The sequence below is a fragment of the Luteolibacter arcticus genome (assembly GCF_025950235.1).
Taxonomy (GTDB): Bacteria; Verrucomicrobiota; Verrucomicrobiia; order Verrucomicrobiales; family Akkermansiaceae; genus Haloferula; species Haloferula arctica.
The window spans coordinates 14,429-27,330 of record NZ_JAPDDT010000010.1; the positions used below are offsets into that span (position 1 = coordinate 14,429).

Genomic DNA, 12,902 nt, shown 5'->3' on the forward strand with positions numbered 1-12,902 from the left:
TGCGCCAAGCCTATTCCCCGATGACTTCCCGCTCCGCTCCGCTCTGGATCGTGCTTTTCGTGGCCCTCGCCGCCGCCCTCTGGTGGTGGAAAAAGCCGGTCGCGCCGCTGCCACCGCCCGGTCCAATTCCCCCACCCCCAGCTCTTTCCGACTTGGCGGGAATTCCCGACTGGGCGTCGCTGAACCGCTACCAATCCACCATCACCCGTGCCGACTTCCTGCGGCTGATGGATCAGGTTTTCACCGTCTCCCCAGCCTGGCGCGACTGGATCGAGGTCGGCGAAGACGACGCCAAGATCCGCACCAATGACGGCGAGTTCCTGCGCCTGCGCTTTGCCCCGGAAGGCCTCGCCAGCCCGCCGCCGCGCTACTGGCGGGCCATCTCCGAACTCCCGCCAGCACCGCCGGATCGCCCGCTCGCCGGCCTGAAAATCGCCATTGATCCCGGCCACATCGGCGGCCGCTGGGGCAAGATGGAGGAGCGCTGGTTCCAGATCCCCGGCAGCCTGCCGGTGCAGGAGGGCGACATGACACTTCAGGTCGCCAAGCTCCTGAAACCCAAGCTCGAAGCCCTCGGCGCCACCGTCACCATGGTCCGCAACGAGACCGAGCCGGTCACCCCGATCCGCCCGGAGATGCTTCAGGACGAGGCCCGCACCAGCAATACCGGCGGCAACATCGCCCGGCTCGCCGAGCGCCTCTTCTACCGCACCGCCGAAATCCGCGCCCGGGCCAAGCTCGTCAACGACACCCTCAAGCCCGACCTCGTCCTCTGCCTCCATTTCAATGCCGACGAATGGGGCGACCCGGCCTCCCCCACCCTCGTCCCGGCGAACCATTTCCACATGATCCTCAATGGCGGCTACACTGATGACGAGGTCGCCCTCGCCGATCAGCGCCACGACCTGCTGGAGAAGCTGCTGCAAGGCATCCACGACGAGGAACGCAAGCTGGCCGCCAGCGCCGCCGACGCCTTCGTCGAGAAATCCGGCATGCCGCCCTACCTCTATAACCCGGCCGCCAAGAACCATCGCAACGTGGACGGCAACCCTTACCTGTGGGCCCGCAATCTCCTCGCAAACCGCATCTACCAGTGCCCGGTCGTCTATTTCGAGCCCTACGTGATGAACTCGACCGAGGACCACGCCCGCATCCAGGCCGGCGACTACGAAGGCGAGCGCGAAGTCTGGGGAAAGCTGCGGCCATCCATCTTCCGCGAGTATGCCGACTGCGTCGCGCTCGGCCTGAAGCGCTATTTCCAGGCGCGTCCTCGAAGCGAGTAACCCGGATCTCGGCCGGCTTCGTAGCAGAACAGCTGCGCCATTCTGGCTTCTGGCGGTCCTGAATCGCCACCCAAAAATGCGACAGCATCTGGAGATAGACGACCGGGCCAGAAAACGTTTAATCCCCTCCATGCTCCGCACCGCGCTTTTAGCCTCCCTCTGCGCCGTCCCTCTCCATGCCCAGGATGGCGGACAGCTTTACACCCTCTATTGCTCCGCCTGCCATGGCGCCGATGGGAAAGGCGCCACCGGCGGCCAATTCCCGCCGCTGGCCGGTAGCCCGTGGGTGCTCGGCGACGCCGCCCGCGCGGTGAAAGTCGTCCTCCACGGCCTGCACGGCGAGGTGGAAGTTGATGGCCGCACCTTCAATCTCGAGATGCCCCCGCAGGGCGCGATCCTGCCGGACGACCAGATCGCCGCCATTCTCACCCACGCCCGCTCGTCATGGGGAAACAAGGCCGAGCCGGTCTCCGCGGACTTCGTGAAGGCCACGCGCGCCGCCAGCGCCGACCGCAAGGGCCCCTGGACCGCGGCGGAGCTGCTCAAGCTCCACCCGCTGCCCGCCTCGACTCCCCCGATCGCCAACCTGCTGTCGCAGGTCTATCAGGGCGAGTGGCAGCGGCTGCCCGATTTCTCCACGCTGAAGCCCGGCAACATCGAGGAAGAGCACGACGGCAAGATCAGCATCGCCAAGGCCGGCTTCACCGAGCTCTTCGGCATGGTCTGGCAGGGCGACCTCACCGCACCGGAAGCCGGTGAATTCCGCTTCCGCCTCGATGCCGACGACGGCGCGCGCGTGCTCCTCGATGACAAGGAAGTCGTCAAGGTGGACGGAATCGGGCCGATGGATGGCAGCCGGGCGAAGGAAGGAAAAATCAAGCTCACCGCCGGAGCCCACAAGCTGCGGGTCGAATACTTCGAATACAAGGGGCAGGAAGGCATCGCGCTCTCATGGCGCGGTCCCGGCATCCCCTCGTGGCGAAATCTTTCCGACAAGCCGCCCAAGACCGGTCCCGACCCCATCGTCATCGGCCCGCAAAATGGCCGCGCCGTGGTTTACCGGAACTTCATCGCGAGCACCACCCCCCGCGCCATCGGCATCGGCTTTCCCGGCGGCGTGAACCTCGCATACTCCGCCGACAATCTCGCACCCGAGCTGATCTGGACCGGTGCCTTCATGGATGGCTCACGCCACTGGGTTGAGCGCGGCCAAGGCAACCAGCCGCCCGCCGGTGAGAGCATTGTGAAGCTCTCCGGCACTCCCATACTTCCCAAGGAAGCCCGCTTCCGCGGCTACAAGCTCGACCCCGCAGGCAACCCCACCTTTGCCGTCCAGATCGGTGGCTTGACTCTTCAGGACTCCTGGAAGCCAACCGATGCCCCTGACGAGAATGCTGCCACACGTCAGCCCGCCCTCCAGCGGCGCGTATCGCTGAAAGGAAGTGGAAGCGGCCTCGAACTCCTGATCTCCGATCAATCCGAATCGAAGGTCTTCGACGATCAGGAAGTGTCGTTTGCGGACCGGTTTTTCATCCACACAGAGGGTGTCGTGAACTTGATCAACCGCGGCGGCAAAACCTACCTGAAGCTGTTGCCAGGCGAGACCGCCACCTTTGACTACCGCTGGAATCGCTAGTCCCTCGCTTTGCCCCGAACTCCGAATTCACTTTCCATGCGCCTCCTCTCTTCCTTCTTCCTCGCCGCTTCGCTCGCTGCGACGGCCCAGCAGCAGTCCGACTTCTACACCCGCGAGGAGATCCCTCTGCCCAAGGGCGAAGTCATGGAGCTCGGCTCCATCGCGCTGATGCCCGACCAGAAGATCGCCGTCACCTCACGCCGCGGCGACCTGTGGATCTGCACCGGTGCCTATGGCGACGACCTCTCGAAAGTCACCTGGCAAAAATTCGCCGAAGGCCTCCACGAGCCGCTCGGCATGGCATGGAAGGATGGCTGGCTCTACCTCACCCAGCGCCCCGAGGTCACCCGCATCAAGGACTCTAACAACGACGGGGTCGCCGACACCTTCGAGACGGTCAGCTCCGACTGGTCGATCAAGGGCGACTACCACGAATACGCCTTCGGCACCGAGCCCGACAAGGAGGGCAACATCTGGGTGGTGCTCTGCCTCACCGGCTCCTTCACCGCCGATGTCCCGTGGCGCGGCTGGTGCGTGCGCGTCACGCCCGATGGCAAGATGATCCCGACCTGCTCCGGCATCCGCTCGCCCGGCGGCATCGGCTTCAATGCCGAGGGCGATTGCTTCTACACCGATAACCAAGGCCCGTGGAATGGCTCCTCGTCGCTGAAGTGGCTCAAGCCCGGTTCGTTCCAAGGCAACCCGCAGGGCAACCGCTACTACGACCTCGCGACCGACCTCGGCCAGCGACCGGTCGAGCCCGTCGACAAGTCCCGCATCCTCGCCGAGCGCAAGTGCATCAAGGAATTCGTTCCGCCCGCCGTGGTCTTCCCGCACGCCAAGGTCGGCCATTCGCCGAGCGGCATCGCCGCCGATACCACCGGTGGCAAGTTCGGCCCGTGGGAAAAGCAGCTCTACGTCGGCGAGCAAACGAAGTCCGAAGTCCAGCGCGTCTGCCTGGAGAAAGTCAACGGCCTCTATCAGGGCGCGGTGTTCCATTTCCTCAAGGGCTTCGAGGCCGGCATCGTCCCGCTTCGCCAGGCGAGCGACGGCACTGTCTTCATCGGCGGCACCAACCGCGGCTGGGCCTCCAGCGGCAGCAAGCCCTTCACCTTCGAGCGCGTCCGCTGGACCGGCAAGACACCCTTCGAGATGCAGACGATCTCCGCGCTGAAGGATGGCTTCGAAGTGACCTTCACGGAACCCGTCGATCCTGCCACCGCCGGCAAGCTGGAGTCCTACGCGATGGACACCTGGACGTACATCTATCAGGCCGAGTACGGCTCACCGGAGACCGATCACACCAAGCCGAAGATCACCGCCGCCGACGTCTCCGCCGATGGCAAGAAGGTCCGGCTCAAAGTCGAAGGTCTCACCCAAGGCCACGTCCATCATCTCACGGCGAAAGGCCTGACCTCGAAGTCCGGCACCAAGCTCTGGCACCCCGAGGCGTGGTACACGCTCAATGAGATTCCGAAATAGGAGTCGGCTGCGTTTGTGATGGCGTTGAGAGCGCGAATGGCTCACGGGGCTGCGCCGCCTATGGCGCGCCCGAGTGCAATTGCCGGGGGAAATTGTAGTTAAAGGGGTGCACCCCGATGACTAGCTTGCAAGGGACGCTGCCACCTCTGGCCAATCCTCTTCCAAGTCCCTTGCCCTCCCCTCCCCATGCCCTCGCTCGAAGAATCCCTGTGGAATGCCGCTTGGAACGGCGACCTTCCCGTTCTCCGCGAATGCCTTGAAAAGGGCGCGACACTGAATGGCCGCAGCTTCAACAACAGCAGCCCGCTCGAAGCCGCCGCTTACAACGCCCAAGCCGACGCCTGCGACCTCCTTCTTCAAGCCGGTGCCGACCCGGATGCGACCTACCCGCCCACCGGGGAAACCGTCCTCCATCAGGTCATCACCAAGGCCGGCGATCCCCGCCGCACCCACATCGTCAAGGCACTCATCGCAGCAGGAGCAGGCGTGAACCGTCAAACGGTCCCGGGAATAGCGACTCAGAGCTTCGCGCGCGACATCCGCACCCGCGGCGAGACACCCCTCCATCGCGCGGCTGCCTACGGGGATGCGGACATGATCGCAGCCCTGGTCGCCGCCGGCGCGGATAAAAGCGCGCGGGATATCAATGGCGACTCGCCCCTCACCTGGGCGAGCTGGCATCTGCGCGACAATTCCATTCTCCGCGGCCTGTTGTTCGGCGAGTTCGAGGGATCCATCCCGAACAGCTGCGCTTGAAAGCGGGATCACTTGCCCGATGCACCTCACACCCCATAGCCTCCCCCATTGAAAATCTTCTCATGGCTCGATCGGCGGCACCCGGTGCTGGAATACCTCGGCACCGCGGCGGCCGGGCTGCTCTATGCCATCGCGTTGAAGTACTTTGTCTTCCCCGCCAAGGTCATCCTCACCGGCTTCGAGGGCATCGCTGCCGCACTCAGCTACTTCTTCCATCGGCCCTCCCTCTTCCTCATCCTCTACGGCATCTCGCAGGCGATCCTGGTGATCTTCGCCTACAAGAAGATCAGCCGCACTTTCGCCGTCCGCACCGCCCTGACCACCGGCATGGTGCTGCTCATATTGCCGTTCCTGCCCGAGATGAAGATGGCGGACTCCCAGCAGGAGCGCCTAATCCTCGTGCTCTTCGGCGGCATCCTTTCCGGCCTCGCGAAGGCCCTGGCGCTGCGACTTCGCGGATCCACCGGCGATGAAGACGTCCTCGGCGCGTGGTTCGCCATGAAATACCTCAAACCGGTCGGTACCATCGCGGTGATCTCTGCCGCCATCTCCTGTGCCTTCGGCCTGACGATGGAGTATCTCACCTTCAAGCAGATCGAGCCGGTGATCAACACGCTGATGTACACCAGCATCTTCATTTTCACCGGGGCGGAAACGCTCAACAACTTCTTCAAGAAGTTCAAGCTGGTGATGATCACCGCCTTTGGGAAGGAACCGGACGCGATCGGCACCGCGATCACCACCGCCGCTCCCCACCGCACCTTCACCATCCAGCGCGGCGTCGGCGGCTACTCCTCCGAGCCCTTGCACCTCGTCCGCACGATCGTCACGCACGAAGAACTGGCGGAAGTCCTCGATGCCCTCGAACGCGACTGCCCGGAAGCCTTCCACTTCCACCACGACATCGAAGGCATCTCGCGCAGCTACTACATCAAGCCGATCGGTTAGAGCGCTTTGCCGTGAAGCACGGCGTCGAAGCCACGCTCGGGTAACGAGATTCAACCGCGAAAAAACGCGAAATTTGTTAGAACGGGATTTTTTCTTCTGCCTTTAGATTTCGCGCATTTTCGCGTTATTTCGCGGTTCACTAAAAAACTCCGAAGTTCTCCGAAAAGCCGAATCCTTCATCGCGAAAAACAGGCTCTCGGTAGGACGTGCCAAGGCCGTGTCATATGGTTCCGGCCGGATCTTCGCAGAGCGCGCAGAGGCTCATCAATTTCGCCATTTTCGCTCGTTTCGTTGTCCCCTCATTCCAACGAACTTCCAGTCCGGACACCAAGGGCTACTCGAAGAAGCACTCCCGGATCTCGACCACATAGCCCAGTTCCGCGAGCCCCATCAGCTCCTCCCGCCAGTCCGGCCCATGGGTGCTGCCGATGCAGAGCGCCTGGTCATCCCCACAGCCGATCCGGCCTTTGGAGCCGACATGAATCGCCACGCCCGGCGCGATCCTCCGCACCTCGGCGAGCGTCGCTTCGTCATTCGGCGCGCAGAATTCATAGGAGACGGTCACCAGTCCATCATCGGGACCGCGCAAGCCATCGGGCCTGATCTCGTCGAGGCTGAACTTGATCTTCGCCAGCGCCGCCGCGGATTCCGCGCGCTTCTTCGACGGCAGCCGTTCCTCGGATTTCGCGGGAAGCACCGCTTCGCGACCCCGCGCCGGAAGCCCTCCCGGATCAATACCCGCCTCCTTCAGCCGCTCTTGTCCACAGCGCGACACGACCAAGCCCCCCGCGACGACCAGAGCTGCCATGGCTGCGATGGAAGAACCTTTCATGCGCATGAGACCCATGACTTGGTATCAGCCGCACCGCCCCGGCGGAAGGCTTCTTCTCGCGCACCTCTTTACATCCCGGCGCGCTCGCATGAGAAAAAGCCGTGCGGACACTCCTCGTTTGCGGACACGGCTACCTTGGACAAGCGATCTCCCGCGACTTCCGGTCGGCGGGTTGGCAGGTGGCGGCACTCTCCCTATCCGGAGGTGCCGACTCGCTCGCCTGCGATCTCTCGTCGCCCGATGCCGTCGCGGGTCTCAAACTATCCCCCGACTTCATCGTCCACTGCGCCTCCTCCGGCCGTGGCGGGGAAGCACTCTACCGCGCCGTCTATCTGGAAGGCTGCCGCAATCTAACAAACCGCTTCCCCGGTATCCCCCTGCTCTTCACCTCCAGCACCTCGGTCTATGCACAGACCGATGGATCGGAGGTCACCGAGGAAAGCCCTGCCGAGCCCGATCGCGAAACCGGCAAGATCCTGCGCGAAACCGAAGACCTCGTGCTGTCCACGGGCGGCATCGTTACCCGCCTCGCGGGCATTTACGGCCCGGGCCGCAGCATGATCCTGAAGAAATTCCTCAACGGCGAAGCAGTGATCGAGGAGGACGGAAGACGCTACCTCAACCAGATCCACCGCGACGACGCCGCCGCCGCGATCCTCTGCCTTGCCTCTCAACTCTCAACCATCAACCATCAACTATTCAACCTCTCCGACTCCCACCCGCTCACCCAGCGCGAGTGCTACGAGAGCCTTAGTAGCATCTTCTCCCTGCCCCTCCCGCCGACCGGTCCTCGCGATCCAAATCGCAAGCGCGGCTGGACCCACAAGCAGGTTTCGAATGCCAAGCTCCGCGCCATCGGCTGGGAACCCCGCTTCCCGTCGTTCCTTGATGCGGTCGGCTCCGTCGCCCCGACACTATAAGTGAGGCCGGTCTCCGCCAAGAGACCGGCCCCTGTCATAGCACTCCACCGCGTCTGCACTCGCATCAGCGGATGAAGCCGAGTCCGGAGACGCGTTCCTTCCCGTCGCGCTCCGTCACGGTGATGGTCACGGTGCCTCCGCCCGAGTCCGCGGCCACCTCCGTCTTGAGATCGTCATGATGGGACACCCGCCAGTTTTCAAACTTGTCCGGCGTGCCTCCCGCTTGCCGGAACCCGGCTGCGAACTGGCTCACGAAGGCCTGTTGGAAGTTTGCCTTCTCCGTCTCGGAAGGGATCAGGACATAAGCGGCACCCACGTCCTGCCCCATTGCTTGAAAAGTCGGCCAATCGATCGACTCGCGGGCTTTTGCATCGCCGCGGGCCAAGGCCTCGAAGGTGTTCTTGGCAAAGGACATGTCAGCCCTGCTCGCGACCTTGTTCGCCGTCTTCTCGCATTGGCTGAAGGCGAAGGGCATGGCGACGGCGAGGGGGAACCAGAGGTATTTCATGGGAGTCATGGGTTGGTTTCAGAAGCTCTGCGGCTTCACGACCACCCTTTGCACATGACGAACCAATCCCTCGCCCGCTCATTTCCAACGTATTGCAAAATACAACCCCAAGGGAATACGTGCAGAACGCACCCGCCAGCGGGCAAAGCTCTCCTTAGTCGGCAATCGGCGACCCGATCGTCACGGTGACCGTTGCCGGTGCAGAATCCAAGCTGCCGTCGTTGGCCACGTAGCTGAAGCTAGTGCTGCCCACGAAACCGGCGGCCGGCTTTAATTTAAGATTCGGCACCTTACCGGTCAGCTTTCCGTTCTCCGGCTGGCTGGTCACCCGGAAGCTCAAGGAATCTCCATCCGCATCGGTCCCGCCCAAGGTGACCGACACCGCCTTCTTCACCGGCCCCTGAGTCACCAACGTCTTGGCCACAGGCGCATGATTGTTCGGATTCACCACCAGGATCTTGATGACCGCCGGCTTGGAAGACGCGCCACCATCCTTGACCACGAAGCTCACCTGATCACTTCCGCGGAATCCCGGAGCGGATTGATAAAAGAGCGCCGGCGGAGTTCCTGTCACCACGCCGTTCTTCGGCTGCTTCGTGATCGCATACGTGAGCGCATCGTGGTCCGTATCGAGGCCGGTCAAGGGCAGCAGGACACGCTCGCCCACGTTTGCGGTCACCTCTCCAGCCTGGGCCACCGGCTTCTGATTCTTGCCTCGCACTCGCAGGGTGATCGTTCCCGGTTCGGAGACCAAGCTGCCATCACTCACGGTGTAGCGAATGCTCCACTGCCCCGCTCCCGCCGCCTTGTAGCTGAGATGAGGCGCCGTTCCGTTGAGCTTCCCTTTCGCGGGTGCCCCGAGGACTTGGTAGGTCAGTGAATCTCCATCCACATCCGAGCTCGGCAGCGTGAAGGCAATGGCACCGCCTTTCATCGTGAAGAACTCGGCATCTGCGGCCACCGGCACGTCATTCACCGGCGCGATGACCAGCGCCACCTGCGCCTCTTCTGAAAAAGCCGCGCGCTCCGCCCCGTCATCTGCCCGGAAGGTGAACTCATCGGCGCCGGTAGCATTCGCATTCGGCACATAGGTCCAGCCGGTCTCCGATGCTTCCAGCACGCCCTTCGTCGGCGGGGTGACGATCTCGAATGTCAGCTCATCCCCATCCGCATCGCTGCCGGAAGGCGTGAATCCGAGCGGCGTGTCCTCCACTGCCGTCAGCGTCTGGCCGTCCGCCACCGGGGCGCGATTCGGATCCGCTTCCACCATGAACGAGCGCTCTTCCTCGCCCGCCTCCTCGACATAGAGGTGGGCATTGGAAACGGCAACGAAGCGCTGGATCTCAGTCCACGGATCGTCACCCGTCTTGCCAAGGATGGCGTAGCGGTTGCCCTTTGTTAGACCAGAGGCGAGGAATTCCAGAGCGCCGTCCACCGGCGTGGTCTGCCCGGAAAGCACGCGCGACTCGGCGTCGGTGAAAACTTCCATCCGGCTCTCGGACGTCAGCGATTGGGTCGTCACCGGCCCTCTCGGGGTTCCGTCGGGATTCTTGATCGTCGCTCCGTTGATGCTCTGGATGTGGGACACGTCCACCGACTTTGGTCCGCCGGGCGTGTAGCTATACACCGAGCTGCCATTTGCGGTGGATACCACGGTGCCCCCACCGGGACTGATCGCCGAGGAAGCCGTGTTCCATACAAACCGGATCCGGCTCGCATTGCCCTGATAGGGATGAGCCGGGAACTGCGGATAGATCGGAAACGCCGTGGCATCTGTTGCCGGGATGTGAATGCGCAAATCCTCGTCCACGCCCGCACCTTCATTGACCGTCAATTTCCAGACACCGCCAGCATCCTCGATCCGCTCAAGGGGAACCGAGGCGCCGAAGCTCACGTTGCCGCTTCTGGCATCGCCGGTGATCGCATACTGGCCGCCTTGAGGGTCCTCAAGCACCGCGGTGCTAGCTGCGCCGAGTGCGAGCGTGCCCTCCGTAATCGAGACGGAGATCCGCATCGACAGATCCTCCAGACCCTCTGCCTGGCGCGAACGATTGAGATAGTAGACGCTGCTGGAGATCGCCGCCTCCAGTCCAGCGGACGATACTGCCAGCAGCAGGCAGGAGAGGACTTGGGGTGAACAAAGCATTGGATGATAGTCCGGACGCCTTAAATTTATGTCAACGCTTGGCAGGGGCGATTGGGGTACGAGATATGGGTATTGACAACCCCATTCAATGACCTCGGCGGGGACTTGGCAAAGCTCCCGGCGCAATTCATCGTCCGCCCATGCTCCGTCTCCTGACCGTCCTCACACTGGCGCTCTCGTCCTGCAGCTCTGCGGGGAAATCCAAAAAGGGAGGAGCTGCCTACCAACCGGAGGAAGGCGACATCCTCTTCCAATCGCTGCCCAATCCGATGGGGATGGATCTGGTGGATGCCATCGAGGGCTCGACCCACTCGCCCTATTCGCACTGCGGCATGGTCTTCCAGGAAGGCGGCAAGTGGAAGGTGATCGAGGCCATCGGACCGGTAAAGATCACGCCGCTGGAAAGCTACATCGAGCGTGGCCGAGGCAAGAAGGTGTGGGCCTACCGACTCGCTGAGAAGAAGCGCAAGCACGTGCCCGCCGCGCTGGCCGCGATGCGCAAGGACATTGGCAAGCCCTATGACCCGCGCTATCGCTTCGACGATCAGGCGATCTATTGCACCGAGCTGATCTGGCGCGGCTGGAAAGCCGCCACCGGCGAGGAACTCGGCACCGCCGTTACCCTCGGCAGCCTGGACTGGAGACCTTATCAACCGGTGATCGAGGCGATCGAAGGCCGCGGCAATCTGCCACTCGAACGCGAGATGATCACCCCGCGGGACATGGCCAAGGCGAAGGAACTCACGCAGGTGTTCCCGGTGGAGGAGTGATGTCACTCAAAGACCGACCAGCGGTGAATCGAGACCTTGGAGCGGAACCAAGGATTATCGACTTGGTCGGGGCGAGCGATGATAACCTTGCCCGGTCCCGGGTCGGACTGAATCCAATCGCCGCCGCCGAGATGAATCATCACGTGATTGCCGCCGCCCGTTACGGCAAGGTCTCCGGGATGAATGAGTGCGGGGTCCAGCTTCCATAACGGCCCCTCGATTCCGGCGGGGCGAGTGAAGCCTCGATACCCTTCACCCATCGCCTTGGCGCTGGTGTCGTACCACCACTGCTCTAGCCACATCCGTGCTGCCCGGCCATTGCCACGCACCGCCTGGTCAAGCAAGGCATCACGCAAGCCCCGCCGCGGCAGCCCGGAGCAATCAATACCGCGCTGACCTTCGCCACCCCAGACATAGCGCGTGCCTTCAAAGCTCCGCATCGAAGACAAGTAGCGGTCTGTTAGCCTGTCCCGGTCCAGTTCCCGGCCCGGCATCACCAGGGGCAGCCCCGCAAGCAATGACAGGCAAAGGAACGCCATCCGCCATGGCTTCCGCTCCCACGCCAGCATCAACAATCCCGCCCACACCACCGCCAAAGCCAACGGCAGGCCGTAGCGAAGCCAACCATTGTGCAACGGTTGCCAGAGCAAGTAGGCCGCCAAGGCACCCGCATAGAGAACAAGCCGGATCGAGAACTTCCGCGACATCCAGACAGCCTCGTCCTGCCAGGCCGAGGCATTCCAGACTCATCCGAAGCTTCACCAAGAATTCACCGCCGCTCCATCCAACCTCCAACGCCCGCCAACAAGTGTAAGTAGTCCCGGCTTCAGCCGGACGAAGCACGTGCAGCGTGCCATCCACCTAAAGCAGAGCGTGCTCGTTCCTTGCCCACCTGAAGCCGAGACACTCACCCTTCCCTTCAAGCCGGCTAGAATTCGGCAACGCCTTTCAACTTGCCCGCGATGGTTCCCCGGCTACGGTAGGGCCTTCATGCATCCGCATCCCGCCAGCCTTGCCCACGATATCACCCGCCTTCCGGCGCGGTGCGGTGGCGGCTGGTGCGCGCACCGGCTCGCCGCCTTCCGGGGCTGAGCGGACAAGCTCTTTGAAACGGGATCCTTCCCGAGCTTGTCCTGCCTTGCGTTCCCTTTGAACCCGCCTCCCGGCCATTGCCGGAAAGGCCCCACCTTGTTTTTTGTTATGAACTCGCTTCGACTGTTCGACGCGGACGGGCATGCCCGACTCCGCCATCTTCTTGATACCACCGACACACCCCGCCCGACGCCGGATCAGCGCAAGCTGCTGGCCGCCTTGTTAGAAGAAAGCTCCATCACCCGGAACCCGGACGAACTCGCCAACCGCATCGCTCCCGGCGACCGGGTCCTGCTGGTTTCTCCGGATGACCCGCGTGACTGGTACGAACTTGAACTCGTGATGCCCCACGACGCCGACGTCGATGCCGACCGCATCTCGCTGCTCACCCCGCTCGGCCTTGCCCTGCTCGGTCAGCGCAAGGGAGCAATCGTCGCGTGGGAAGTTCCCGCCGGGATGCGGGAGATGAAGATCGAATCGATCGTCAAGTTGGCCAGCGCCTTGGCATGAGCATCGTGACGAGGGTGGA

General features: G+C 63.0%; 12 protein-coding genes. 8 read left to right on the plus strand and 4 right to left on the minus strand.

All coding sequences use genetic code 11. The features are described 5' to 3' along the window. Window positions 1-20 precede the first annotated feature (20 nt). From OKA05_RS19670 to OKA05_RS19690, 5 genes are all read left to right on the plus strand, one after another. Entirely contained in the window at window positions 21-1,283 is a 1,263-nt protein-coding gene (locus tag OKA05_RS19670; protein WP_264488898.1) for an N-acetylmuramoyl-L-alanine amidase family protein, read from the plus strand. A 130-nt stretch (window positions 1,284-1,413) separates the two neighbouring features. Beyond that, the gene (locus tag OKA05_RS19675) at window positions 1,414-2,919 is read left to right on the plus strand and encodes a PA14 domain-containing protein (RefSeq protein ID WP_264488899.1); all 1,506 of its coding nucleotides are present in this window, start codon (window positions 1,414-1,416) and stop codon (window positions 2,917-2,919) included. A gap of 36 nt (window positions 2,920-2,955) precedes the next feature. After that, window positions 2,956-4,401: a DUF7133 domain-containing protein gene (locus OKA05_RS19680; protein ID WP_264488900.1), complete on the plus strand. Its 1,446-nt coding sequence runs from the start codon at window positions 2,956-2,958 to the stop codon at window positions 4,399-4,401. Between the two features lie 186 nt (window positions 4,402-4,587). Beyond that, complete coding sequence (locus OKA05_RS19685) at window positions 4,588-5,157, plus strand: ankyrin repeat domain-containing protein (protein WP_264488901.1); 570 nt, start codon at window positions 4,588-4,590, stop codon at window positions 5,155-5,157. Window positions 5,158-5,205: 48 nt separating this feature from the next. After that, window positions 5,206-6,105, plus strand: coding sequence for a YitT family protein (locus OKA05_RS19690; protein ID WP_264488902.1), 900 nt, complete (start codon window positions 5,206-5,208; stop codon window positions 6,103-6,105). Window positions 6,106-6,439: 334 nt separating this feature from the next. Here the strand turns inward: OKA05_RS19690 and OKA05_RS19695 are convergent, their stop codons facing one another. Further along, window positions 6,440-6,913 carry a hypothetical protein gene (locus OKA05_RS19695; protein WP_264488903.1) on the minus strand — a complete coding sequence of 158 codons (474 nt, stop codon included), beginning with the start codon at window positions 6,911-6,913 and terminating at the stop codon, window positions 6,440-6,442. Window positions 6,914-7,038: 125 nt separating this feature from the next. Here OKA05_RS19695 and OKA05_RS19700 point away from each other — a divergent pair, with 125 nt between their 5' ends. Beyond that, window positions 7,039-7,857: an NAD-dependent epimerase/dehydratase family protein gene (locus tag OKA05_RS19700; protein WP_264488904.1), complete on the plus strand. Its 819-nt coding sequence runs from the start codon at window positions 7,039-7,041 to the stop codon at window positions 7,855-7,857. A 64-nt stretch (window positions 7,858-7,921) separates the two neighbouring features. Here the strand turns inward: OKA05_RS19700 and OKA05_RS19705 are convergent, their stop codons facing one another. Both OKA05_RS19705 and OKA05_RS19710 read right to left on the minus strand, forming a co-directional pair. After that, entirely contained in the window at window positions 7,922-8,365 is a 444-nt protein-coding gene (locus OKA05_RS19705; RefSeq protein ID WP_264488905.1) for a hypothetical protein, read from the minus strand. A 154-nt stretch (window positions 8,366-8,519) separates the two neighbouring features. After that, window positions 8,520-10,511: an Ig-like domain-containing protein gene (locus OKA05_RS19710; RefSeq protein ID WP_264488906.1), complete on the minus strand. Its 1,992-nt coding sequence runs from the start codon at window positions 10,509-10,511 to the stop codon at window positions 8,520-8,522. Between the two features lie 140 nt (window positions 10,512-10,651). On the opposite strand from OKA05_RS19710, the gene OKA05_RS19715 reads away from it, so the two are divergent. Continuing rightward, entirely contained in the window at window positions 10,652-11,281 is a 630-nt protein-coding gene (locus tag OKA05_RS19715; protein WP_264488907.1) for a YiiX/YebB-like N1pC/P60 family cysteine hydrolase, read from the plus strand. 2 nt (window positions 11,282-11,283) lie between these two features. Here the strand turns inward: OKA05_RS19715 and OKA05_RS19720 are convergent, their stop codons facing one another. Then, a complete protein-coding gene (locus OKA05_RS19720; protein ID WP_264488908.1) occupies window positions 11,284-11,943 on the minus strand; it encodes an NlpC/P60 family protein in 660 nt (219 codons plus the stop codon). Between the two features lie 538 nt (window positions 11,944-12,481). Between OKA05_RS19720 and OKA05_RS19725 the strand changes: the two genes are divergently transcribed. Then, window positions 12,482-12,883: a GreA/GreB family elongation factor gene (locus OKA05_RS19725; RefSeq protein ID WP_264488909.1), complete on the plus strand. Its 402-nt coding sequence runs from the start codon at window positions 12,482-12,484 to the stop codon at window positions 12,881-12,883. Window positions 12,884-12,902: the final 19 nt, after the last annotated feature.